This window comes from Pseudomonas brassicae (assembly GCF_010671725.1).
Taxonomy (GTDB): domain Bacteria; phylum Pseudomonadota; class Gammaproteobacteria; order Pseudomonadales; family Pseudomonadaceae; genus Aquipseudomonas; species Aquipseudomonas brassicae.
This window is the reverse complement of the sequence record NZ_JAAHBU010000158.1, coordinates 1-24,552: the sequence shown is the minus strand read 5'-3', so window position 1 is coordinate 24,552 and position 24,552 is coordinate 1. Positions and strand designations below refer to the sequence as shown.

The following is a 24,552-nucleotide window of genomic DNA, read 5'->3' as shown; positions in this document are numbered from 1 at the left end:
TAACGAACCACTACGCGCGCTTTACGCCCAGTAATTCCGATTAACGCTTGCACCCTCTGTATTACCGCGGCTGCTGGCACAGAGTTAGCCGGTGCTTATTCTGTCGGTAACGTCAAAACAGCAAGGTATTCGCTTACTGCCCTTCCTCCCAACTTAAAGTGCTTTACAATCCGAAGACCTTCTTCACACACGCGGCATGGCTGGATCAGGCTTTCGCCCATTGTCCAATATTCCCCACTGCTGCCTCCCGTAGGAGTCTGGACCGTGTCTCAGTTCCAGTGTGACTGATCATCCTCTCAGACCAGTTACGGATCGTAGCCTTGGTGAGCCATTACCTCACCAACTAGCTAATCCGACCTAGGCTCATCTGATAGCGCAAGGCCCGAAGGTCCCCTGCTTTCTCCCGTAGGACGTATGCGGTATTAGCGTTCCTTTCGAAACGTTGTCCCCCACTATCAGGCAGATTCCTAGGTATTACTCACCCGTCCGCCGCTGAATCGAAGAGCAAGCTCTTCTCATCCGCTCGACTTGCATGTGTTAGGCCTGCCGCCAGCGTTCAATCTGAGCCATGATCAAACTCTTCAGTTCAATACTGCTTGGGTTTTGAGAAAACCCTAAACTTGGCTCAGCATTCTCAAATGACTTACTTTCAAATCTTTCGATTTTCGTGCAGTCACTTGTGATGCTGATAATCTTTCTGACTATCAGTCTGAGCTCACAAGCACCCACACGAATTGCTTGATTCAGTTGTTAAAGAGCGGTTGGTTAAGAGCTTTTCCGTCTCAACCGAGGCGCGCATTCTACGCTTTCCTCAGAGCCTGTCAAGCGTTTATTTTGAAGTTTTTCAGATGCTTTGTTTAAAAAGCCTTTGAACTTCAACCACTTGACTCGCTTCGATCTCTCGTTAGCGGGAGGCGAATTCTACAGCGTTTCAAACCGCTGTCAACCACCTTTTTCACGGCTGCCGATCTTTCGACCGAAGCACTTCCCGCACTACCTGAAACGTCCAACTCGTTGATACTCAAGGAGTTTCTCGTTCCGACTACGCTGGAAGTGGGGCGAAGTATAAAGACTTCCCAGAGGCCGTCAAGCGCTAATCGCAATAAATCTGTCACAAAGGTCAGAAACCCCCAAAAGCACGGCAAGCCTTGCGGCCTGCCCCGTTCCACCCCGATTTACAGGCTGGGGAAGGCAAACTGGGACGCTTCGTGGCTAGCACGCTGCGGCCAGCGCTGGGTAATCGCCTTGCGCCGGGTATAAAACCGCACGCCATCCGGGCCATAGGCATGCAGTCGCCGAACAGCGAACGTTTCCAGCCGCCAAAGCTGTGATACGCCACAGGCACCGGCAAGGGCACATTGACCCCGACCATACCCACTTCGATTTCGTCACAGAACAGGCGTGCGGCCTCTCCGTCACGGGTGAAGATGCACGTGCCGTTGCCGTACTCATGCTCGTTGATCAACTGCATGGCCTGCTCCAGGCTGTCGACGCGCACCACACACAGCACCGGCCCGAAGATCTCTTCTTTATAGATACGCATCTCGGTGCTGACCCGGTCAAACAGGGTGCCCCCTACGAAGTAGCCCTCTTCGTGGCCTGCCACACTGAAACCGCGGCCATCCACGACCAGTTCCGCACCCGCTGCAAGGCCGTCATCAATGTAGCCAACGACCTTGTCGCGGGCAGCGGCGGTCACCAGCGGCCCCATGTCCAGGCCGCACTGGGTACCGGCACCGATTTTCAGCGCCTTGATCTGCGGTACCAGCTTGGCCACCAGCGCATCCGCCACCTGATCACCGACACACACAGCCACCGAGATGGCCATGCAACGCTCGCCGCACGAACCGTACGCAGCCCCCATCAGCGCACTGACCGCATTGTCCAGGTCGGCATCCGGCATCAGTACCGCGTGATTCTTCGCGCCGCCCAGCGCCTGCACGCGCTTGCCGCGCCGGGTGCCTTCGGCATAGATGTACTCGGCAATCGGCGTGGAGCCTACAAAGCTCAATGCCTTGACCTCGGGCGCCTCGATCAGCGCGTCCACCGCCACCTTGTCGCCGTGCACCACATTCAGCACGCCGTTGGGCAGCCCGGCTTCGAGCAACAGTTGGGCAATGAACAAGGTCGAACTCGGATCGCGCTCGGAAGGCTTGAGAATGAAGCAGTTACCGCAGGCAATCGCCAACGGGTACATCCACAGCGGCACCATGGCCGGGAAGTTGAACGGGGTGATACCCGCCACAATGCCCAGCGGCTGGAAATCGGACCAGGCATCAATGTTGGGGCCCACGTTGCGGCTGTACTCGCCCTTGAGTACTTCTGGTGCGGCACAGGCGTACTCGACGTTCTCGATGCCACGCTTGAGCTCGCCCACTGCGTCTTCCAGGGTTTTGCCGTGCTCTTCGCTGATCAGTTGCGCAATGCGCGACTCGTTCTGCTCCAGCAACTGCTTGAAGCGGAACATCACCTGGGCACGTTTGGCCGGTGGCGTATTGCGCCATGCCGGGAATGCCGACTTGGCCGAATCGATGGCCTTCTGCACGGTGTCCCGGCTGGCCAGTTCGAGCGTATGGATCGCCTGGCCGGTGGACGGATTGAATACATCGGCGGTGCGCCCGCCACTGGAAACCATTTCACCGTGGATCAGATGCTGAACGATGCTCATGCAAGACTCCATAAAAAGGGGGTGAGCAGGCACGAACTTTCGCGCCTGCCTATATATAGAAGAATCAGTCGACCTGGTTGATCGCTTCGCCCACCGCATCGAACAGGCGATCGAGCTCCTGTGGCGTGGTATTGAAGGTGGGGCCGAACTGCAGCGTGTCGCCACCGTAGCGAACATAGAAGCCGGCACTCCACAGCTTCATCGCGATCTCGTATGGACGCACAATCGCATCGCCATCACGCGCCGCAATCTGCAGCGCGCCCGCCAGGCCGTAGTTGCGAATGTCGACGATATGCTTCGCGCCCTTGACCCCATGCAGCACGTTTTCGAAATCCGGTGCCAGCTCGGCAGCCGATTGCACCAGGTTTTCCTTCTCCAGCAGGTCCAGTGCAGCCAGGCCTGCGGCACAGGCCACCGGGTGTGCCGAATAGGTGTAGCCGTGGGGGAATTCGACCGCATACTCGGGGGTCGGCTGGTTCATGAAGGTCTGATAGATCTCGCTGCTTGCGATCACCGCCCCCATCGGGATGGCACCGTTGGTGACCTGCTTGGCGATACACATCAGGTCAGGCGTCACGCCGAACGCATCGGCACCGAACATCGCGCCCATACGGCCAAAACCGGTAATCACCTCATCGAAGATCAGCAAGATGTTGTGCTGGTCGCAGATCTCGCGCAGGCGCTTGAGATAACCCTTGGGCGGCGGCAGCACGCCGGCCGATCCCGCCAGGGGCTCGACGATCAGCGCGGCGATATTGGAGGCATCATGCAGCTCGATCAGCTTGAGCATCTCGTCGGCCAGGGCAATACCGCCCTCCTCCGGCATGCCCCTGCTGAAGGCATTGCCCGGCAGCACGGTGTGCGGGATGTGGTCGACATCGAGCAACTGGCCAAACATCTTGCGGTTGCCGTTGACCCCACCCAGGCTGGTACCGGCGATGTTCACACCGTGATAGCCACGGGCGCGGCCGATCAGCTTGGTCTTGGTCGCCTGACCCTTGAGGCGCCAGTAGGCACGCACCATCTTCAGCGCAGTGTCGGCACATTCGGAACCGGAGTTGGTATAGAAGACGTGGTTCAGGTTGCCTGGCGTCAGGTCAGTGATCTTCTCGGCCAGCTGGAACGACAGCGGATGACCGAACTGGAACGCCGGGGAATAATCCAGCACCCCCAACTGGCGCGACACCGCTTCCTGGATCTGCTTGCGGGTATGCCCGGCGCCACAGGTCCACAACCCCGACAGCGCGTCGAAAATCTTGCGGCCCTTGTCATCGGTCAGGTAGTTGCCCTGTGCAGCAACGATCAGGCGCGGGTCACGCTGAAAGTTGCGGTTGGCAGTGTACGGCATCCAGTGTGCGTCCAGCTTGAGCTGGCTGGCCAGGCCGACCGGTGCGTTTTCAGGCAGATTCATGGGACAAACCTCGCAAGGCAATAAGCAGCAGGATGGTGGCAAACAGTGTTGCAGCTAAATTGTCACGGCGATAAAGTCTGAAAAAGCCTGCTTTTCTAATCTTCAGTTAGCTGGATACTAAACAATGAGCCGTCGCCCCGAGCCGCTTGCCCAGGTCAGTGATTTCGATATCCGCCTCCTCAAGATCTACCGTAGCGTGGTCGAATGCGGCGGCTTCTCGGCGGCCGAGAACGTGCTGGGGATCGGACGCTCGGCCATCAGCCAGCAGATGAGCGACCTGGAACAGCGCCTCGGCCTGCGCCTGTGCCAACGCGGTCGCGCCGGGTTCTCGCTGACCGAGGAAGGGCGCGAGGTATACCAGTCGGCCCTGCAGTTGCTGGGTGCGCTGGAGAGCTTTCGCACCGAGGTCAACGGCCTGCACCAGCACCTGCGCGGCGAACTGAACATCGGCCTCACCGACAACCTGGTGACCTTGCCGCACATGCGCATCACCCACGCGCTGGCCCAACTCAAGGACCGCGGGCCGGACGTGCGCATCCAGATCCGCATGATTGCCCCCAGCCAGGTCGAGCAAGGTGTACTCGACGGCAGCCTGCACGTCGGCGTGGTGCCGCAGACCAGCCCGCTCTCGGGGCTCGAATACCAGCCGCTGTACAGCGAACGCTCACTGCTCTACTGCGCCGTGGGGCATCCGCTGTTCTATGCCGACGACCGCCAGCTGGACGATCAGCGGCTCAATAGCCAGGATGCGATCGCGCCCACTTTCCGTCTGCCCGTCGATATCCAGGCGCAATACCAGGCCCTGCACTGTACTGCCAGCGCCTCGGATCGCGAGGGCATGGCCTTCCTGATCCTGACCGGGCGCTACATCGGCTACCTGCCCGATCACTACGCCAGTGCCTGGGTGCAGCAGGGCCGCTTGCGCGCACTCAAGCCCAGCGAACGCTTCTATGACCTGAGCCTGTGCTGGGTCACGCGCAAGGGGCGGCGCCCCCACCTGGTGCTGGAAAGCTTCCTCGACAGCCTGGCTGCAACACGTTGACGCCCTTTATCGGCTTTTTCGCCCGCGCATGCTTGCCCACCCGGCACAGCTGCGGTATCAGTGCATGTGCCCGACCACCCCGCTCTGTCCGGAACCGCCCATGACCTTTGAAGTCCCCGCACACCGTCCCCAGGCCGCCAGACCCGCTGGCCGCATCCGTCAGAAGAACGAGCAGGCGATCATCCAGGCCGCCGAAGACGAATTCGCCCGCCACGGCTTCAAAGGCACCAGCATGAACACCATTGCGCTGAACGCCGGGCTGCCCAAGGCCAATCTGCACTACTACTTCACCAACAAGCTGGGCCTGTACGTGGCAGTGCTGAGCAACATCATCGAATTGTGGGACAGCACCTTCAATACACTGAACGCCGACGACGATCCGGCCGAGTCCCTGAGCCGCTACATCCGCACCAAGATGGAATTTTCACGCCGCAACCCGCAGGCCTCGCGAATCTTTGCCATGGAGATCATCAGCGGCGGCCAGTGCCTGACCGACTATTTCAGCCAGGATTACCGTGAATGGTTCAAAGGCCGGGCGGCGGTGTTCGAGGCCTGGATGGACAGTGGCAAGATGGACCGCGTCGACCCGGTACACCTGATCTTCCTGCTCTGGGGCAGCACCCAGCACTATGCCGACTTCGCCACCCAGATCTGCCAGGTAACGGGCCGCAGCCGCCTGACCAAACAGGACATGGAAGACGCCAGCAACAACCTTATCCACATCATCCTCAAAGGCTGCGGCCTTACCCCACCGAACTGATCCCCCGCTCATGCCCTTTACCTTGCTGGACACCTGCGAGTTTTCGCGAAGAAATCCGCAAAAGCCGCTTCATTACCCTGGCGGCCCCCATCAGCAGCCCGGCCGACGCCCAGGCGTTCTTCGAGCAGCACAGCGATCCGGCTGCGACCCACAACTGCTGGGCCTGGAAGCTGGGCGCGCAGTACCGCAGCAGCGATGATGGCGAACCAGGAGGCACCGCCGGGCGCCCGATCCTGGCAGCCATCGAGGCGCAGGACTGCGATCAGGTCGCCGTGCTGGTGATCCGCTGGTACGGCGGTATCCAGCTCGGTACCGGCGGCCTGGCCAGGGCCTATGGCGGTGGCGCCAACAAATGCCTGCAACAGGCCGAAAAGCGCCTGCTGGTAAGCCGTGTTCAGCTGCACTGCAGTTGCACCTTCAGCGAGCTGGCACTGCTCAAGCTGCGGGTAGGTGAAGCCGACGGCCTGGTGCTGGACGAACAGTTCACCGCCAATGGCGTCGACCTGCAACTTGCCGTGGGCGAAGAGCACATCGAACCACTGCAGCGCCAGCTGGCCGACCTCAGCCGTGGGCGAATCCTGCTCGAACGGCCCTGAACAGTTGCCCACAGCCACTGTGGGCCCGGCTGTGGATAAGCTCTTAGCACTCCGCTGCAGCCCTTTTGAACCGTGCCCCCCAGCGTATCGATCACGTTTTGATCAAGTGCCGCCGGGCAGGGTTGAACTGACGCTGAATCAGCAACTTACCCCCAGTTATCCACCGTTGCGCGGCCCCCTGGACAGCGTTTTTCCCGCGCCACAGCTTGCACACAAATACTGTGGAGCAAGCTGTGGATAAACCGTGTGTGCCTGCGCCAAGCGCTCGCCGGGCAGCCGTCAGCCACGACTGATCATTTTCTGATCATCACGCACCGGCCACAGCTGCCGCACGGCCCAGCCGCCGATACCCGGTTGTACTCCACATCACCCTGCCCCTTGCTCGAATTGAAGGCAGCAGGCTAAAGGCTGGAGTATGCTCCAGGGTCAACCCCTGGTTCAGGCAGCCCCATGCGTATTGGACAACTGGCCCAGGCCTGCGACGTCAGCCGCGATACCCTGCGTTTTTATGAAGAGCGCGGCCTGATCCGTGCCGCGCGCAGTGCCAACGGCTATCGTGACTACCCACAGCACAGCGTGCAGTTGGTGCTGTTCATCCGCACCGCACAGCGCTTGGGCTTCAGCCTGGGTGAGATCGGCCAGAGCGTGGCCCAGCTGTGGGGTGCCAGTGATCCGGATGACGCAGTGGCGCGCCTGCTGGAAGACAAGCTGGCGCTGGTCGAGGCGCGGATCGAAGAACTCGGCCAGTTGCGCCACGAACTGCAACGCCGCCTGCTGCAAACCTGCCCATTACGCGCCTCGGCGCCCACCCCCTTGCAAGGAGAACTCGCATGACTGCCGCAAAAACCGCATTGATCATTGGTGCCTCACGTGGACTGGGCCTGGGCCTGGTCGAACGCTTGCGTGAAGCCGGCTGGAACGTGGTCGCCACCGTTCGCGATCCATCCAAGGCCCCGGCACTGGCGCAACTGAAGGGTGTGCAGGTGCAGACCCTGGAAATGAACAGCACCGAACAGCTTGATCGCCTGCAGGCTCAGCTCAAGGAGCAGACCTTTGACCTGCTGTTCGTCAATGCCGGGGTCAAGGGCCCGGATCAGCAGAACCCCGAGCAGGCGCAGAAGGCAGATGTCGGCGACCTGTTCATGACCAACAGCGTCGCACCGCTGCGGGTCGCGCAGCGCTTTGCCGCGCAACTGAACCCGAACGGCGGGGTCATCGCCTTCATGAGTTCGATCCTGGGCAGCGTGGGCATCCTGATGCGCCGCAGATGGCCCTGTACAAGGCCAGCAAAGCCGCACTGAACTCGATGATCAACAGCTTCGTGGTGCAGCTGGGCGACACCCCGCTGACCGTATTGGCCATGCACCCAGGCTGGGTCAAGACCGACATGGGGCGGCGAAGACGCCGAGATCGACGTCCTGACCAGTACCCGTGGCATGCTCGAACAGGTCCAGGCCAGCAGTGGCAAAGGTGGCCTGCATTTCATCAACTACAAAGGTGAAACACTGGTCTGGTGAAGCGGATCGCGGTGGGTGTAGACTCGACGCCTCGCCCACCGCGGCGAACCTGGATCAGCAGACAGGGCAACACTGAGCTGGCTAACCTGAACCCACTTTCAGAGGAGCCGGCACCATGCCTGCGACCCGTATCTGGTTGAAAAACCCGCTTGCCATCTTTACCGCCAACAGCCTTGACGCCCGTGGCGGGCTGGTGCTCGAAAACGGCACCATCAGCGAAGTCCTCGGCCTTGGCCAAACCCCGGCCAGCCCCTGCCAGCAGACCTTCGATGCGCGTGAGCACGTAGTGTTGCCTGGCCTGATCAACACCCATCACCATTTCTACCAGACCCTCACCCGCGCCTGGGCACCGGTGGTCAACCAGCCACTGTTCCCCTGGCTCAAGACGCTCTACCCGGTATGGGCGCGCCTGACCCCGGCCAAACTCGAACTGGCGACCCAGGTGGCCCTGGCCGAGCTGCTGCTGTCGGGATGCACCACCGCTGCCGACCATCATTACCTGTTCCCTGACGGTCTGGAAAACGCCATCGACGTGCAGGTCGAGAGCGTCCGCAGGCTGGGCATGCGCGCCATGCTCACCCGCGGCTCCATGAGCCTGGGCGAGGCCGATGGCGGGTTGCCACCGCAGCAGACGGTGCAGCAAGGCGAAGTGATCCTGGCCGACAGCCAGCGGCTTATCCACAGCTACCACGAGCGCGGTGACGGGGCGCGCATCCAGATTGCCCTGGCACCGTGCTCACCGTTTTCGGTAACCCCCGAAATCATGCGCGCCAGCGCGACCCTGGCTGAAGAGCTCGACGTACGCCTGCACACGCACCTGGCCGAAACCCTCGACGAAGAAGACTTCTGCCTGCAACGCTTCGGCCTGCGCACCGTGGACTACCTCGACAGCGTCGGCTGGCTCGGCCCGCGCACATGGCTGGCCCACGGCATCCACTTCAACCGCGACGAAATTGCTCGCCTGGGCGCTGCCGGCACCGGCATCTGCCATTGCCCAAGCTCGAACATGCGCCTGGCCTCGGGCATCTGCCCCACTGTCGAGCTCACCGATGCCGGTGCGCCGGTCGGGCTCGGGGTAGACGGCTCGGCGTCCAATGATGCCTCCAACATGATCCTCGAAGCGCGTCAGGCCCTGTACCTGCAGCGCCTGCGCTACGGCGCCGAAGCCATCACACCGGAGCGCGCGCTGGGCTGGGCCACCCGCGGCTCGGCGCAACTGTTGGGGCGTGGCGACATTGGCGAACTGGTCGTGGGCAAACAGGCCGACCTGGCACTGTTCAAACTCGACGAGCTGCGCTTTTCCGGCAGCCACGACCCGCTTTCGGCCTTGCTGCTGTGCGGGGCCGATCGGGCCGATCGGGTCATGGTCGGTGGCCAGTGGCGCGTGATCGACGGGCAGATCGAGGGCCTGGATGTGAAGGGCCTGATCGCCAACCACCGCCAGGCGGCAGCCCAGCTCATCGCAGGCTGACCGGCACTAAACCCCCAGCAGCGCGAGCATGATGAAGGTGGCGAACAGCACGAAGTGGGTCATGCCCTCGATCGCGTTGGTTTCGCCATCATTGAGGTTGATCGCGCTGACGATCAAGGTAATGAAGATCATCACCGTCTGCACCGGGGTCATGGCCATCTGGAACGGTTGACCGGTATACAGCGCCATGGCCTCCATCAGCGGCACGGTGAGGATCACCGTCGACAGCGACGCCCCCAGCGCAATATTGACCACCGATTGCATGCGGTTGGCCAACGCCGCGCGCAGTGCGGTCAAGATCTCGGGTGCGGCGGAAATCGCCGCCACCACAATGGCGGTCAGCACTGGCGGTGCACCGCTACCCTGCAGCCCGTAGTCGAGGGTGCTGGACATCACTTCGGCCAGCAGGCCGATCACCACCACGCCCGCCACCAGCACTGCTACCGAGCGGGTCTGGTTGACCTTCGCTACGCCTGTAGCCTGGTCGCCGCGTTTTTTCTGTGGATAACTGTAACTGAAGAAATAGCTGTGCGGCCCCACCTGCATGCGCAGGAACAAGGCGTACAGCACCACCATCGCGCCGATGGTGAAAGCCGAATACAACTGCCATTGCGCCTTGGGGATGAACTCCGGCACAACCATCGACACGCCCATGGCCGTCATGATCATCACGCTGTAGGTTCGCGCCGAATCATCGTTGTAACGCTGCTCGCCGTGCTTGAGCCCGCCCATCAGCGCGGCCAGGCCCAGAATGCCATTGATGTCGAGCATCACCGCCGAGTAGATAGTGTCACGCACCAGGGTCGGCGACGCCTCATTGCTCATCATGATCGCCAGGATCACCACCTCCACCAGCACGGCGGACAAGGTCAGGATCATTGTGCCGTAGGGGTCGCCAACCTTCTGCGCCAGCAACTCGGCGTGCTGCGCCACGCGCATCGACGCGCACACGATCGCCCCCACCAGCACACACCCGGCCACCAGCGCGATGCCACGCCCGTGTCCAAGCAACAGCGGCTCCAGCGGCAAGGCCAGTAGCGCCGTCAGCACAGCCAGCAGCAAGAGCTTTTCTTCGAACAGTCGCTTGAGCATCGCCAGCCTTGAGCGCGAGGGGTCTGGTTAGAGACTCTAGCTGCTGGTGAAGGTTTCCCTGCCTCAACCATCCGGTCAGGTTTCACCGCTGTACATCACCAACCGCTGTAGAATGGCGCGCAACCGCACCTGAAGAGAACCGATTTATGTACGACTGGCTTAACGCGCTGCCCAAGGCAGAATTGCACCTGCACCTGGAAGGATCGCTGGAGCCCGAGTTGCTGTTTGCCCTGGCCGAACGCAACAAGATCGCCCTGCCCTGGAACGACGTGGAAACCCTGCGTGCGGCCTATGCGTTCAACAACCTGCAAGAGTTCCTCGACCTCTACTACCAGGGTGCCGATGTACTGCGCACCGAACAGGACTTCTACGACCTGACCTGGGCCTACCTGCTGCGCTGCAAGGCGCAGAACGTGGTTCATACCGAACCGTTCTTCGACCCGCAGACCCACACCGACCGTGGCATCCCGTTCCAGGTGGTGCTCGACGGCATCAGCCGCGCACTCAAGGATGGCCAGCAGCAACTGGGCATCAGCAGCGGCCTGATCCTGAGTTTCCTGCGCCACCTGAGCGAAGAAGAAGCGCACAAGACCCTCGACCAGGCCATGCCGTTTCGCGATGCCTTTGTCGCCGTCGGCCTGGACAGCTCGGAAATGGGGCACCCGCCCAGCAAATTCCAGCGCGTGTTCGACCGTGCCCGCAGCGAAGGCTTCCTGACCGTGGCCCACGCCGGTGAAGAAGGCCCGCCCGAGTACATCTGGGAAGCCCTCGACCTGCTCAAGATCCAGCGTATCGACCATGGCGTACGGGCCATCGAAGATGAGCGGCTGATGCAGCGCATCATTGACGAACAGATTCCGCTGACCGTGTGCCCGCTGTCCAACACCAAGCTGTGCGTGTTCGACCACATGCGCGAGCACAACATCCTCGAGATGCTCGAGCGTGGCGTGAAGGTCACCGTGAACTCGGACGACCCGGCCTACTTCGGCGGTTATGTCACCGAAAACTTCCATGCCCTGCACACCCACCTGGGCATGACCCAGGACCAGGCCCGACGCCTGGCGCAGAACAGCCTGGACGCGCGCCTGCTCAAGGCTTGAGTGACGGCGCGCGCGCAGCGCCGCTTGCCACTGCCTACTCCCCCACTGCCAACGGCATTGGGGGTTGGGCAATCATGCGGATCTCACGCTGGCCTGCCGGGGTGATGTGCAGCGCACGCGCATTGTCGTCCAGGCGTACCCAACCCGACTGCACAAACAGCTTCAGCAGGCTGCTGCCCAGCGCGCCGCCCAGGTGCGGGCGCTGCTCGCTCCACTCACTGCAGCAGGTGCAAGGGCTGCAGGCCCTGCCCTCACGCAGCGCGAGCGCCTCGATGAAGATGCCGTGATCGGCGAAGTGCAGGCGCCCCACCTGGCTCACGTCCAACTGACGGTCGCTCATGTCCAGCCACTTGGCTTCGAGCAGGCGCTGGTAAAGGTCGGCCGCCAGCTCCCCCCCCAGATGATCGCGGCACAGGCGTGCACGGCGCATGGACTGCGGAATGCCTGAGGCCTCCCGATACACCCGCACACCCTGACGACAATGTTCCACAACCGGCACACTGGCCAGTGCCTCGACGGCGGCGCCGACCTCGGGCGCTGCCAGGCGAAAGTAGCGCTTGCGCCCGCGCGCCTCGATCTTCAACAGCCCCCCCGCCAGCAGGCGCCCCAGGTGGGCACAGGTGGAAGAGGGCGTCAGGCCGGTCATTTTCGCCAACTCCTCGGAAGGTCGCGCCATACCGTCGATAAGCGCCCAGAGCATGGCGCTGCGCTTGGGGTCAGCCAACAGACTTGCAATCACACTGATGCTTGCTACGGGTTTCATATCTGCACTCCCTGCGGATTCCGGAGACGTGACGAGCCCGTCCCTGCCTTGGAAACGTCTCTTGCTGGTATCGACTGTGATCGCAAGTATAAGCCGCCTCGCGCTCAGTTAAGCGGCCGTCGCTCGGCGCAAAAGTGCGTGCTTTGGCAACCTCGCGCACTTCTGGCATCGCCACTCACGCCACCGCTGTGTCTGCCGAAAGGCCGCTGAGCCGCAGGCTACGGCGCCCGACTGCCCCCCACAAATACTAGCGGGCACACAACATGCACCAAACGCCCTACAAGCAAAGTAATCAAGTCGTTCGAGTTCAGATGAAATGTAATACCGGGCTACCCCATCAGCTGGACACAAAGTGTGCTAGTGCGATGCAGCCTTCAACGGTGCGAGCAGTGCCGCACAGCGGGCCTTGAGCAGGTCGCGCAGCAACTGCACCGGTTTGCCCAACTGCGCCCGATGGGTACACAGCAGGTTCAACGGCGTCGGCTCGCCGAGCAACTCGGGCAACAGCAGCGTGAGCCGCCCGGCCAGGACATCGGCCGCCACATCCAGCCATGACTTGTAGGCGATACCGACCCCGGCCAAGGCCCAGCGGCGCACCACATCGGCGTCATCGCAAAAACGGTCACCGCCTACCAGTACGGTGTGAGTCGAGCCCGCATCGGTGAACCGCCACTGGTCGTGCACCCGTTCCCCGAGCTGGTACAGCAGGCAATTGTGCTCGGCCAGTTGCTCGACCCGGCCTGGCCTGCCATGGCGGGCCAGGTAAGCGGGGGCGGCGCACAGCACGCGGCGGTTGTCAGAGCAGATCGGCAGGGCTACCAGGCTGGAATCTTCGGGGTTGCCGTAGCGCAGGGCGATGTCCACCGGCTGGCGGAACAGGTCGGCATTGCGATCCCCCAGCAGCAAGCGCACCGTGAGCAGCGGATGTTCGCCCTGCAGTTCGTCCAGCCAGGGCAACAGTACATTGCGCCCGAAGTCCGACGGCGCCGACAACTGCAGCACGCCACTGACCTGCGCCTGCCCCTGGGCCAGAACGCGCCGGCCTTCCTCCAGGCTGGCCAGCGCCACCCGTGCATGCGCCACATACCCCTCGCCTTCGGCGGTCAGGCGCAGGCTGCGGGTGGAGCGGGCCAGCAAACGCACGCCCAGTTGCGCCTCCAGGCGTTTAAGCGCCGCGCTGGCCACCGCCGGCGACAGGTCAAGCAGCCGCGCCGCCGCCGACAGGCTGCCGAGCTCGGCCGCGCGCACGAACAGTTGCAGATCATCAGTACGCAGCACCGATACCTCCATTATCAAAAAAACATTGAAAGTATCTGCCGTTTTATCGGCTTTTAACCGCCAGTGAAAGGGCTAATCATGGGCGCATCACCCGCTGAGGAATCCCCCCATGAAAGCCGTCGCCTACTACCAGTCCCTGCCCATCACCGACCCGGCCGCCCTGCAGGACATAGCGCTGCCGGCGCCTGAGCCAGGCCCGCGCGACCTGCTGGTGGAGGTGCGTGCGATTTCGGTGAACCCGGTCGACACCAAGGTCAGGCAGAACGTGCAGCCCGAGGCCGGTAGCCCCAAGGTACTGGGCTGGGATGTGGCCGGCGTGGTCAAGGCCGTAGGCAGTGAGGTCAGCCTGTTTCAGCCCGGCGACAAGGTCTACTACGCCGGCTCCATCGCCCGCGCCGGGGCCAACAGTGAACTGCACGTGGTGGATGAGCGCATCGTCGGGCACATGCCGCGCACCCTCGGCTTCGCCCAGGCCGCTGCCTTGCCACTCACCGCCATCACCGCCTGGGAACTGCTGTTCGAACGCCTGCAGGTGGCCCAGGGCAGCGCCAACCTCGGGCAAAGCCTGCTGATCGTCGGCGCTGCTGGCGGTGTCGGTTCGATCCTCACCCAGCTGGCCAGCCAGCTCACCGGGCTGCAGGTCATCGGCACTGCTTCACGCCCTGAAACCCAGGCCTGGGTACGCGAGCTGGGGGCCACGCAGGTGGTCGATCATCGCCAGCCACTGGCCGAGGCCCTCAAGGCTCAGGGCATCGATCAGGTGACCCACGTGGCCAGCCTGACCCAGACCGACCAGCACCTGGACCAACTGGTCGAGGCCCTGGCCCCGCAAGGCAAGCTCGCGCTGATCGACGACCCCAAGCAACTGGACGTGACCAAGCTCAAACGCAAGAGCCTGTCGCTGCACTGGGAGTTCATGTACACCCGTTCGCTGTTCCAGACTGCCGACATGCTCGAACAGCACCACCTGCTCAACCGGGTGGCCGAACTGATTGATGCCGGCACCCTGAAAACCACGCTGGGCGAACACTACGGCCAGATCAACGCGGCCAACCTGCGCCGTGCCCACGCCTTGCTGGAAAGTGGTGCAGCCAGGGGCAAGATCGTGCTCGAAGGGTTCTGAAACGGCTCACGCCATGGCGGCATGACCGTCAGTCAGCCGGTTCGCCTCGGTCATACCGGGGCGCGCGCACGGCGCTACAATGCTGCTGCATTCGCCCATCACACAGGTATGCAGCAATGAAGATCGTCGTCAGTGCTTCAGCCCGCAAAGCCGGGTGCCCGTGGCAAGTCCAGCTCGACCAGCATGTGGTCAGCTTTCGCAGCGAGGCCGAGGCCCGGGCCTTCGTCACCACGCTGCAGAATCGCCTGCAGGCACCGCACCCGCTCAGACGGACCGGTTGATCTGCCAACGTCGCGTGAGCATGCCGATGCTTACCGCTGCAGCACCACACAGGCTGATCACCAGCGCCATTGGCAGCGCGCTGCCGTCATGCAGCAGGCCTACCAGGGCAGCCGCCCCCGCCGCCACGCTGAACTGCACACACCCCAGCAACGCCGAGGCGCTGCCGGCGCGGGCACCTTGCCCGCTCATGGCACACGCCGAGGCATTGGGGATGATGCAACCCAGGCTGGCAATGCAGATGAACAGCGGAATCAACAGCGGCCACAGTTCGCTCGCACGCATCGCGCTGATGCCCAGCAGCACCAGCCCTGCCGCCAGGTATACCCATACCGTGCGCGCCAGTAGGAACGCCGGGCCACGCTTGGCCAGCAAGCGCGCGTTCACCTGGGCCACCAGGATAAAGCCCGCCGCGTTGCTGCCAAACAACCAGCCGTAATGCTCGGCAGGCACGCCATACAGCTTGATGAACACAAACGGCGAACCGGCGATGTAGGCAAACATGCCGGCCATGGCAATCCCCCCGGTCAATGCATGGCCCAGAAACACCCGATCCTTGAGCAGGCGCCCATACTGTCGCAAGGCCCCCGACAAGGGTTGGCGCGGCTGCTGGGTCGGCAGGCTCTCCGGCAGGCCCAGGGCCACCGCCAGAGTGCACAGCGCGCTGAACAGGGTCAGTACGATGAAAATCGACTGCCACCCGTACAGGTTGACCAGCACCCCACCGAGCATCGGCGCCAGGATCGGTGCCAGGCCCATCACCAGCATCAGTTGCGAAAACACCTTGGCCGATGCCACTGCATCGCACTTGTCGCTGACAATGGCGCGCGACAGCACCATGCCGGCGCAACCGCCCAGGGCCTGTACGAAGCGCGCCACGATCAGCGCATCCAGGCTCGGCGCAAAGGCACAGGCCAGCGACGCCAGGGTGAACAGCGTCACCCCAACCAGCAACGGCACGCGTCGCCCGAAGCGGTCCGCTACCGGGCCATAGGCCAGCTGGCCCAGCGACAAACCGAGGAAATAGGCCGCCAGGGTGGTCTGAATGTGTTTTTCGTCAGTGGCAAAGGCCTGGGCCATTGCCGGGAAACCGGGCAGGTAGAAATCAATCGCCAACGGTCCGAACGCGCTGAGGGCGCCCAGGATCAGGATGGTTCGCAGGTTCATCAGGAATCCATAGCAGGCTAAGCAAGTGCGCTAGTCTAACCGCCTGTGTTGAGATCCGCCGCGAATCTTTATCGGTTTTGCGGGCCTTTCGCTGACAGGCCAGCTCCCACAAGTACTCCACCGATTTCTTCATCGACGCAATCCCTGTGGGAGCTGGCTTGCCAGCGAAAGGGCAACCGCAGTATCAGGCCAAGACCTCTGCCTGATACCCCTCGTCACGAATCAGCGCGAGAATCTGCGGCGCCTCAAGCGAACTCTGCACGCGCACCTGCTTCGCGCCCAGGTCCACTTCGACCACCGCGCCTTCATCCTGGCTCTGGACTGCACGGGTCACGGCCTTCACGCAGTGGCCACAGGTCATGCCTTGAACGCTGAATACTTGCATGGGAACTGCCTCCTTTGGGTTTGAACGCAGTCTCAAGCTTGCCATCGGGGCAAGGTCAAGTGCATGCCGTACTGGAAATCCGCGCCAAGCTCGGCCAAGCTGCGCCCTTGTCGATCGATCAGCAGGAGATTCATTCATGGGCAGGGCAGCATTGGGCCTTATCGGTTTGCTCGGATTGTGCAGCATTGCGCCCCTGGCCAGCGCCGAAGGGCCATCGGACTACAGCGTGCTGATCATTTCCCGCGAGCGCCTCGAAGTCGCCACCTCGTGCGAGATTGGCATCTACATCAACGATCAACTGTCCGCGCGCCTGTTCCAGGAACAGTCCACCTCGTTCAACCTGCCACCGGGCCAGGTCGATGTGCGCCTGCGCCTGCTGCCAGGCCAGGCACCCGGCTGCAACAATGGCATCGAGAACCAACGCAGCAAGCCCATCACCGTACAGGCGGGCCAGATCAACAAGTACCGCATCGTGATGGACCAGTATGGCCTGACCCTGAAGAAGGCCGCGCTGGGCTATTGACCTTGCCAAGGGGGCAAGGTTGAAGCTTGACGCCTGTCCAAGGAGGAGAGCCCCATGCCCACATCCACCACCCTCGAACTGCAGATCGGCGGCATGACCTGCGCCAGTTGCGCCGGCCGTGTCGAGCGCGCGCTGAACAAGGTGCCTGGCGTACAGCGCGTCAGCGTCAACCTGGCCAACGAACGCGCACACGTCGAACTGCTCGGGCAACCCGACAGCACCCCGCTGATCGCGGCCGTGACCCAGGCCGGTTACTCGGCCAGCCTGCCGCAGGCGGGCGCAGCCGACCCAGCCGATGCAGCACGACGCCTGCACAGCGAGCGCTGGGCTGTTGGCCTGGCGGTGCTGCTGGCCCTGCCGCTGGTGCTGCCGATGCTGCTGCAACCCTTCGGTATTCACTGGATGCTCCCCGCCTGGGCGCAATTCGTCCTGGCCACGCCGGTGCAGTTCATCCTCGGCGCACGTTTCTACATTGCCGCCTGGAAAGCGCTGCGCGTTGGCGCCGGCAACATGGACCTGCTGGTGGCGCTGGGCACCAGCGCCGGTTACGGCCTGAGCCTGTACGAATGGGCACGGGCCAGCGCCGGCAGCATGCCGCACCTGTATTTCGAAGCCTCGGCGGTAGTCATCGCCCTGGTCCTGCTGGGCAAGTACCTCGAAAGCCGCGCCAAGCGCCAGACCGCCAGCGCCATTCGCGCACTGGAGGCGTTGCGCCCGGAGCGCGCGCTGCAAGTGGTCGACGGCCAGGAGCGTGACGTACCGATCAGCGCCCTGCGCCTGCAGGACCTGGTACGGGTCTTGCCCGGCGAGCGCTTCCCGGTGGATGGTGAAGTCATCGAAGGCCAGAGCCACGCCGACGAAGCACTGATCAGCGGTGAAAGCCTGCCGGTGCCCAAGCAGCCCGGCGACCGGGTGACCGGTGGCGCGATCAATGGCGAGGGGCGCCTGCTGGTGCGGGTGCTGGCGCTGGGCACCGAAACCGTGCTGGCGCGCATCATCCGTCTGGTCGAGGACGCCCAGGCCGCCAAGGCACCGATCCAGAAACTGGTGGACCGGGTCAGCCAGGTGTTCGTGCCGGCCGTGCTGGTGCTGGCCCTGCTCACCCTGGTGGGCTGGTGGCTGGCTGGCGCACCGCTGGAAACCGCGCTGATCAACGCCGTGGCCGTACTCGTGATCGCCTGCCCCTGTGCCCTGGGCCTGGCTACGCCGACCGCGATCATGCCGCACCGGCGTGGCCGCGCGCCACGGCATCCTGATCAAGGACGCCGAGGCGCTGGAGCGAGCCCATGCGGTCAACCGCGTGGTGTTCGACAAGACCGGCACCCTCACCTCGGGCAGCCCGCGCATCGTCCACAGCCAGGCAGTGGGCTGCGATGCCAGTGAGCTGCTGCAACTGGCCGGCGCCCTGCAGCGCGGCAGCGAACACCCGCTGGCCAAGGCGGTGCTGGATGCCTGTGCAGAAAACCACCTGCCGGTGCCGGCCATCACCGACAGCCAGGCGCTCACCGGGCGCGGCATCGCCGGCCACCTCGAGGGCCGCGACCTGGCGCTGGGCAACCGTCGCCTGCTGGAAGAAAGCGGTCTGCAAGCGGGCGCGCTGGCCGCCAACGCGCAGGCCTGGGAAGCTGAAGGGCGCACCCTGTCATGGCTGATCGAGCGCGGTGCGCAAGCGCGTGTGCTGGGCCTGTTCGCCTTTGGCGACAGCCTCAAGCCGGGCGCCGAGCAGGCCGTGCGCCAGTTGGCCGAACACGCCATCAGCAGCCACCTGCTCACCGGCGACAACCGCGGCAGCGCCAAGGTCGTCGCCCAAGCCCTGGGGATCAGCGACGTGTACGCCGAGGTACTGCCGGCCGACAAGGCCGCTACCGTGCTCGAACTCAAGAAAACCGGCGTGGTGGCGATGGTCGGTGACGGCATCAACGATGCACCGGCCCTGGCCGCGGCCGACATCGGCATCGCCATGGGCGGCGGCACCGACGTGGCCATGCAAGCGGCCGGCATCACCCTGATGCGTGGCGATCCGCGCCTGGTGCCGGCGGCGCTGGACATCAGCCGCAAGACCTACGCGAAAATCCGCCAGAACCTGTTCTGGGCCTTCATCTACAACCTGATCGGTATTCCGCTGGCGGCCTTCGGCCTGCTCAACCCAGTGCTGGCCGGCGCCGCCATGGCGCTGTCGAGTGTCAGCGTGGTGAGCAACGCCCTGCTGCTCAAGACCTGGAAACCGTACACGCCGCCACAGGACGATGCCCAATGAACATCGGACAAGCCGCCAAGCGCACCGGCCTGAGTGCCAAGATGATCCGTTACTACGAGTCGATCGGCCTGCTCAAGCCCGCGTCGCGCAGCGACAGTGGCTACCGCCTGTACCAGCAGGACGACCTGCACGCACTGGCCTTCATCAAGCGCTCGCGGGACCTGGGGTTTTCACTCGAAGAGGTGGCCAGGCTGCTGACCCTGTGGCAAGACCGCCAGCGCGCCAGCGCCGACGTGAAGGCCCTGGCCAGCGAGCATATCGCCGACCTGAACCGGCGAATCGACGAGCTGGTGAGCCTGCGCGATACGCTGAGCGAGCTGGTCGCCCATTGCCAGGGTGACGAGCGCCCCGACTGCCCGATCCTCAAGGACCTGGCAGCCGGCTGCTGTCACTGAGCGGTTACTGCAACCACGGCGGTGGAGGCTCTTCGGCCTTCGCCGGACCGTTCTCGGCGTCGGCGCGGGCCGCCTGGCGACGGGCTTCGTCGAGGCGCGCGGCTTCGATCTCGCGCATCACACCGTCCACATCGGCGTGGTGCTCGTCTTCCTCGAACTGGCCGGTGAGCGGGCTCTCCGGGGTCAGCTCGCCGCTTCGTACAACGCCCACATTTCCTTGGCATAGCGGGTGGCCTTGAGCTCCGGGGCAAACTGGCCGAAGTAGCCGGCCATGTTGCCGACATCGCGCTCAAGCATGCTGAAGGCGTGGTTGTTGCCCGCCGCATCCACCGCCTGGGGCAGGTCGATGATCACCGGGCCCTCGGGGCCAAGCAGCACGTTGAACTCCGAGAGGTCACCGTGTACCAGGCCGGTACACAGCATCAGCACGATCTGGCGAATCACGAAGTCGTGGTATTCACGGGCCTGATCGGCCTCCAGGTGCACGTCGTTGAGGCGCGGTGCAGCGTCGCCATGGGCGTCGGACACCAGTTCCATCAACAGCACCCCATCGAGGAAGTCGAACGGCTTGGGCACCCGCACACCGGCATTGGCCAGGCGGAACAGGGCCGCCACTTCGGCATTCTGCCAGGCTTCTTCGGCCTCCTTGCGCCCGTACTTGGAGCCCTTGGCCATCGCCCGGGCCTGCCGGCTGTTGCGCACCTTGCGGCCTTCCTGGTATTCGGCGGCCTGACGGAAGCTGCGCTTGTTGGCCTCTTTGTAGACCTTGGCGCACCGCAGCTCGTTACCACAGCGCACCACGTACACCGCAGCTTCCTTGCCACTCATCAGGGGTCGGATGACTTCATCGACCAGCCCGTCTTCTATCAGCGGTTCTATGCGTTTTGGAGTCTTCATCGGCTTTTGTTCTGGGTCCTGTTTTGCCAAACACACGGGTATCACGGGTTGCCGGCCATCCTCTCACAGCCGCGAGCCAGATGCGCGCTCACGATACAACAAGCCCCCTCACAAACAATGTGACCGGATCATGTGCAAATAATTTAATCGCGGTGTGCAGCCCTGGCCTGTGCCAACGCTCAGCGCTTGAACAACTCCCCGGGCGTGGCGCCGAACAAGCCCTTGAAGGCCACGATGTACGCCGAGGTCGATTCATACCCGCACCCCAGCGCCGCCTGGGTCACACTCTGCCCCTGCTCCAGTGCCTCCAGCGACGACAACAGCCGCATGCGTTGGCGCCACCCCCTGAAGCTCAACCCCGTCTCGCGCTGGAACAGGCGCATCAGGGTCTTTTGCGACCGCCCCAGGCGCTCGGCCCAGTAGCCCAGGCCGTGGTCCTGCTCGGGCTGTTCGAGCAACGCGTTGCACACCTCGCGCAAACGCGGGTGCTGCGGCAGCGGCAGCGAGAAGCCCACCTCCGGCAAGCCCTGCAACTGCTCGAGCAACACCTGCACCAGGTGCGCCTCGGGGCTCTCACCCTCGGCATACTCAACCGGGAACAGGCAGAACTGCTTGATCAGCTCGCGCGCCAGCGGCGTGACTTCAAGCACCCGGCAGCGCGGTTCGGCCCACGCCGCCTCCTGGCGGCGCACATACAGGCTGCGCATTTCCGCACGCATGGAGGTGATCACCTCATGCTCCACCCCGGCCGCACCCAGACGCCCCACTGCGGCGGCGCAAAGAAGCTGCCTTCGGCGGTATACACCCCGAGCACACCGCTGATGGCATACGAAAACTGCACCCAGTCATGCCGATGGCGCGGCGTCCACGAACCCGCCCCCAGGCTTTCGGCACGCGCATACAGCGGCCGCGGCAGCGCCTCCAGCAACGGAATGGGACGTGGCAGCAGGTTTTGTCCGTTACTCGGCATCGCTTGGCCTTGTGTCGCGAGACGGAAGTGAGGCCACAGGGTAGCCTCTGGACTCATTATTACAAAATGATTCGCAGGCCCGCCTATGCAAGCACACCTCAAGCGCGTGGTAACCGACTGGTTCCTCTGCGGCATGCTCCTCGCCACCTTTCTTGCGTGGCTGTTCCCGCACGTCGGTGCCAGCGGCGGTGCGATGCACGCCGAATACGTGATCAACATCGGCGTATTCGTCGTGTTCTTCCTGCACGGCATCAACCTGTCCAGTGAACAGATTCGTCACGGCCTGAAGAACTGGCGCCTGCACCTGATGGTGCAAGGCTTCACCTTCGTGGTGTTCCCGTTGCTGTGGTGGCTGGGTAACCGTGTGCTCGGCAGCCACGTGCCGGCCCTGCTGATGCTCGGGTTCCTGTACCTGTGCGCGCTGCCGTCGACCATCTCGTCGTCGGTGGCGCTGACCGGCAGCGCCGGGGGCAATGTGCCAGCGGCGATCCTCAATGCCAGCCTGTCCAGCGTGCTGGGGATCTTCCTCACGCCGTGGCTGGTGAGCCTGGTGGTGGGCAGCGGCAGCGAGGGCATCGACCTGGGCGCTACCCTGCTCGACCTGTGCGCACTGTTGCTGTTGCCCTTGCTGCTGGGCCAACTGCTGCGGCCCTGGCTCGGGCGCTTCTTCGCCCGTCACAAGCGCTACACCAACGTGATGGACAAGCTGGTGATCCTGCTGCTGGTATACGCCGCGTTCTGCAATTCGATGATCTCGGGCCTGTGGCAGCAGCAAGGCAGCTCGGTACTGCTCACCGCCCTGCTCGGCAGCGCCGTGCTGCTGGCGCTGATCCTGTGGCTGACCACACGCAGCGCACGCTTGATGAAGTTCGCCCCGGCCGACGAGATCGCCGCGGTGTTCTGCGCCAGCAAGAAGTCGCTGGCCGCCGGTGCACCGATGGCTGCGCTGATTTTCGGCGCCCACCCGGGGCTGGGGCTGATCCTGCTGCCGATCATGATCTATCACCCGCTGCAGTTGATCGTGTGTTCGATCATGGCCGAGCACTATGCCAACCGTCCACTCAGCCCCGCCAAGGACGCCGCGCTGCTCAACGTTCGATGATCGCCGCCACGCCCTGGCCGCCGGCGGCGCAGATGGAGATCAGGCCACGGCCCTGGCCGGCCGCGTCGAGCAGCTTGGCCAGGTTGGCCAGGATGCGCCCGCCCGTGGCGGCGAACGGGTGCCCGGCCGCCAGCGAACTGCCCTTGACGTTGAGCCTGCTGCGCTCGATCGCCCCCAGCGGTGCGTCCAAGCCCAGGCGGCGCTGGCAGTAGTCGGCGTCTTCCCAGGCCTTGAGCGTGCACAGCACCTGGGCGGCAAAGGCTTCATGGATCTCGTAGTAGTCGAACGCCTGCAGGCTCAGGCCGTTGCGTTGCAGCAGGCGCGGCACCGCGTAGGCCGGCGCCATCAGCAGCCCTTCCTGGCCTTTGACGAAATCCACCGCCGCATTCTGCCCATCGACAAAATACGCCTTGATCGGCAAGCCGCGCTCGCGCGCCCACGCCTCGCTGGCCAGCAGCACCACCGAGGCGCCGTCGGTCAACGGCGTGGCGTTGCCTGCGGTCAAGCTGCCCTTGGCACTGCGCTCGAACACCGGCTTGAGGGCCGCGAGTTTTTCCAGGGTCAGGTCCGGGCGCAGGTTGTGGTCACGGGTCAGGCCCAGGTACGGCGTAAGCAGGTCATCGTGCCAGCCCTCGGCAAACGCCGCTGCCAGGTGCTGATGGCTGCGCAGCGCCAGTTCGTCCTGTTCGGCACGGCCGATCTGCCAGGTCTGCGCCATCAGTTCGCAATGCTCGCCCATCGACAGGCCGGTACGCGGTTCGCCGTTGCGCGGCAGCTCCGGTTTCAGGTGCCAGGGGCGCAGTTGCAGGAACACCTTGAGCTTGTCGGCGGTGGTTTTTGCGCGATTGGCCTGCAACAGCAGCTTGCGCAGGCCTTCGCTGACCGCGATCGGCGCGTCCGACGTGGTGTCCACGCCGCCGGCGATGCCGCTGTCGATCTGCCCCAGGGCGATCTTGTTGGCCACCATCAGGGCCGTTTCCAGCCCCGTGGCGCAGGCCTGCTGCAGGTCGTAGGCCGGGGTTTGCGGCGCCAGCCGCGAGCCCAGCACGCACTCGCGGGTCAGGTTCATGTCGCGCGAGTGCTTGAGCACCGCGCCCGCCGCCACCTCGCCCAGTTGCAGGCCGTGCAGGCCGAAGCGTTCCACCAGCCCCTCGAGCGCGGCCGTGAGCATGGCCTGGTTGCTGGCACTGGCGTAAGGTCCGTTGGAGCGGGCGAAAGGAATTCGATTGCCACCAATGATCGCTACCCGACGTAAAGCACGCATGCACGACTTCCTTATTCCGAAACGGGATGACCCGCTATAGCGTAGGTGTTTTTTCGCCAGTCGAACGACCGCAGGCGAAACATGGTCCACACTTTGGTGCTTATTCAAGGGAGACGTTCACATGAGTGACCGCTATATCGACTTCGCCAACTCTGCATTCGGTCGCCGCGTGGCCGCTGCTGTCGGCCTGCCTACCCCGGCCCGCCTGGAGCGCTGGGAAGCCGGGCGCCTGCGGCCGGTCGAGGGCGCACTGCTGCTCGGTGGCGGGCCATTGGTGGCAGAGGTGGCCGGTTTTGCCAAACGTCTGACCGATGAAGTCTACAGCTACGCCGACGAGCGCCTGGCACTGCCGGCCTGGGTCGCGGGGCTGGGGCCCAGGCTCAAGGCGGTGGTGTTCGATGCCAGCCACCTGGCCGACAGCGACCAACTCAAGCAACTGCGCGAGTTCTTCCAGCCACTGCTGCGCAGCCTGGCCGCCAGTGCCCATACTCG

General features: G+C 63.7%; 17 protein-coding genes, 1 rRNA gene and 7 pseudogenes. 14 read left to right on the top strand and 11 right to left on the bottom strand.

What is annotated here, in order from left to right; genetic code table 11:
* The 3 genes and pseudogenes from G3436_RS12710 to aptA form a co-directional block, all read right to left on the bottom strand.
* Positions 1–588 (bottom strand): 16S ribosomal RNA (locus tag G3436_RS12710); the annotation flags it as partial.
* Between the two features lie 587 nt (positions 589–1,175).
* Positions 1,176–2,668, bottom strand: a pseudogene (locus G3436_RS12705) (CoA-acylating methylmalonate-semialdehyde dehydrogenase).
* 64 nt (positions 2,669–2,732) lie between these two features.
* On the bottom strand, positions 2,733–4,079 hold the full coding sequence (gene aptA, locus G3436_RS12700; protein ID WP_163945403.1) for an omega-aminotransferase AptA: 1,347 nt from the start codon (positions 4,077–4,079) through the stop codon (positions 2,733–2,735).
* 124 nt (positions 4,080–4,203) lie between these two features.
* Between aptA and G3436_RS12695 the strand changes: the two genes are divergently transcribed.
* The 6 genes and pseudogenes from G3436_RS12695 to G3436_RS12670 all read left to right on the top strand — a co-directional run bounded on the left by G3436_RS12695 (position 4,204) and on the right by G3436_RS12670 (position 9,465).
* The gene (locus G3436_RS12695) at positions 4,204–5,121 is read left to right on the top strand and encodes a LysR family transcriptional regulator (protein ID WP_163945399.1); all 918 of its coding nucleotides are present in this window, start codon (positions 4,204–4,206) and stop codon (positions 5,119–5,121) included.
* 100 nt (positions 5,122–5,221) lie between these two features.
* Positions 5,222–5,881, top strand: coding sequence for a TetR/AcrR family transcriptional regulator (locus tag G3436_RS12690; protein WP_163945396.1), 660 nt, complete (start codon positions 5,222–5,224; stop codon positions 5,879–5,881).
* 10 nt (positions 5,882–5,891) lie between these two features.
* Positions 5,892–6,477 (top strand): annotated as a pseudogene (locus tag G3436_RS12685) (IMPACT family protein).
* 450 nt (positions 6,478–6,927) lie between these two features.
* Positions 6,928–7,311: a MerR family transcriptional regulator gene (locus tag G3436_RS12680; protein ID WP_163945394.1), complete on the top strand. Its 384-nt coding sequence runs from the start codon at positions 6,928–6,930 to the stop codon at positions 7,309–7,311.
* Positions 7,308–7,994, top strand: a pseudogene (locus tag G3436_RS12675) (SDR family oxidoreductase). The gene G3436_RS12680 and the pseudogene G3436_RS12675 overlap by 4 nt, the downstream one beginning before the upstream one ends.
* A 115-nt stretch (positions 7,995–8,109) precedes the next feature.
* Positions 8,110–9,465, top strand: a complete 1,356-nt coding sequence (locus G3436_RS12670) for an 8-oxoguanine deaminase (protein ID WP_163945391.1) — start codon at positions 8,110–8,112, stop codon at positions 9,463–9,465.
* Positions 9,466–9,471: 6 nt separating this feature from the next.
* Here the strand turns inward: G3436_RS12670 and G3436_RS12665 are convergent, their stop codons facing one another.
* Positions 9,472–10,557: a calcium:cation antiporter gene (locus G3436_RS12665; RefSeq protein WP_163945388.1), complete on the bottom strand. Its 1,086-nt coding sequence runs from the start codon at positions 10,555–10,557 to the stop codon at positions 9,472–9,474.
* A gap of 146 nt (positions 10,558–10,703) precedes the next feature.
* Between G3436_RS12665 and G3436_RS12660 the strand changes: the two genes are divergently transcribed.
* Positions 10,704–11,657, top strand: a complete 954-nt coding sequence (locus G3436_RS12660; protein ID WP_163945385.1) for an adenosine deaminase — start codon at positions 10,704–10,706, stop codon at positions 11,655–11,657.
* A 34-nt stretch (positions 11,658–11,691) separates the two neighbouring features.
* Here the strand turns inward: G3436_RS12660 and G3436_RS12655 are convergent, their stop codons facing one another.
* Together G3436_RS12655 and G3436_RS12650 are read right to left on the bottom strand one after the other, a co-directional pair.
* Positions 11,692–12,420 (bottom strand): ArsR/SmtB family transcription factor, encoded by a 729-nt coding sequence (locus G3436_RS12655; protein ID WP_163945382.1) that lies wholly within the window; start codon positions 12,418–12,420, stop codon positions 11,692–11,694.
* Between the two features lie 357 nt (positions 12,421–12,777).
* On the bottom strand, positions 12,778–13,698 hold the full coding sequence (locus tag G3436_RS12650; RefSeq protein ID WP_163945379.1) for a LysR substrate-binding domain-containing protein: 921 nt from the start codon (positions 13,696–13,698) through the stop codon (positions 12,778–12,780).
* 109 nt (positions 13,699–13,807) lie between these two features.
* On the opposite strand from G3436_RS12650, the gene G3436_RS12645 reads away from it, so the two are divergent.
* Complete coding sequence (locus G3436_RS12645; protein ID WP_163945376.1) at positions 13,808–14,821, top strand: zinc-binding alcohol dehydrogenase family protein; 1,014 nt, start codon at positions 13,808–13,810, stop codon at positions 14,819–14,821.
* Positions 14,822–14,937: 116 nt separating this feature from the next.
* On the top strand, positions 14,938–15,102 hold the full coding sequence (locus tag G3436_RS27020; protein WP_178116444.1) for a hypothetical protein: 165 nt from the start codon (positions 14,938–14,940) through the stop codon (positions 15,100–15,102).
* Here G3436_RS27020 and G3436_RS12640 read toward each other — a convergent pair.
* Positions 15,086–16,267 (bottom strand): multidrug effflux MFS transporter, encoded by a 1,182-nt coding sequence (locus G3436_RS12640; RefSeq protein WP_163945374.1) that lies wholly within the window; start codon positions 16,265–16,267, stop codon positions 15,086–15,088. The two genes, G3436_RS27020 and G3436_RS12640, sit on opposite strands and share 17 nt — an antisense overlap.
* 184 nt (positions 16,268–16,451) lie before the next feature.
* Complete coding sequence (locus tag G3436_RS12635) at positions 16,452–16,652, bottom strand: heavy-metal-associated domain-containing protein (RefSeq protein WP_163945372.1); 201 nt, start codon at positions 16,650–16,652, stop codon at positions 16,452–16,454.
* A 136-nt stretch (positions 16,653–16,788) separates the two neighbouring features.
* On the opposite strand from G3436_RS12635, the gene G3436_RS12630 reads away from it, so the two are divergent.
* From G3436_RS12630 to cueR, 3 genes and pseudogenes are all read left to right on the top strand, one after another.
* Positions 16,789–17,175 carry a hypothetical protein gene (locus tag G3436_RS12630; RefSeq protein ID WP_163945370.1) on the top strand — a complete coding sequence of 129 codons (387 nt, stop codon included), beginning with the start codon at positions 16,789–16,791 and terminating at the stop codon, positions 17,173–17,175.
* 54 nt (positions 17,176–17,229) lie between these two features.
* Positions 17,230–19,432: pseudogene (locus tag G3436_RS12625) on the top strand (heavy metal translocating P-type ATPase).
* Positions 19,429–19,827, top strand: coding sequence for a Cu(I)-responsive transcriptional regulator (gene cueR / locus G3436_RS12620; protein ID WP_163945368.1), 399 nt, complete (start codon positions 19,429–19,431; stop codon positions 19,825–19,827). Before G3436_RS12625 ends, cueR begins: the two are co-directional and overlap by 4 nt.
* 4 nt (positions 19,828–19,831) lie before the next feature.
* Here the strand turns inward: cueR and G3436_RS12615 are convergent.
* A pseudogene (locus G3436_RS12615) lies at positions 19,832–20,724 on the bottom strand (PA4780 family RIO1-like protein kinase).
* 179 nt (positions 20,725–20,903) lie between these two features.
* Positions 20,904–21,694 (bottom strand): annotated as a pseudogene (locus G3436_RS12610) (AraC family transcriptional regulator).
* Positions 21,695–21,779: 85 nt separating this feature from the next.
* On the opposite strand from G3436_RS12610, the gene G3436_RS12605 reads away from it, so the two are divergent.
* Positions 21,780–22,796, top strand: a complete 1,017-nt coding sequence (locus G3436_RS12605) for a bile acid:sodium symporter family protein (protein WP_163945366.1) — start codon at positions 21,780–21,782, stop codon at positions 22,794–22,796.
* Here the strand turns inward: G3436_RS12605 and G3436_RS12600 are convergent.
* Positions 22,783–24,060: an acetyl-CoA C-acetyltransferase gene (locus tag G3436_RS12600; protein ID WP_163945363.1), complete on the bottom strand. Its 1,278-nt coding sequence runs from the start codon at positions 24,058–24,060 to the stop codon at positions 22,783–22,785. The genes G3436_RS12605 and G3436_RS12600 overlap by 14 nt on opposite strands.
* Positions 24,061–24,181: 121 nt before the next feature.
* On the opposite strand from G3436_RS12600, the pseudogene G3436_RS12595 reads away from it, so the two are divergent.
* Positions 24,182–24,552 (top strand): annotated as a pseudogene (locus G3436_RS12595) (3-oxoacyl-ACP reductase); the annotation flags it as partial.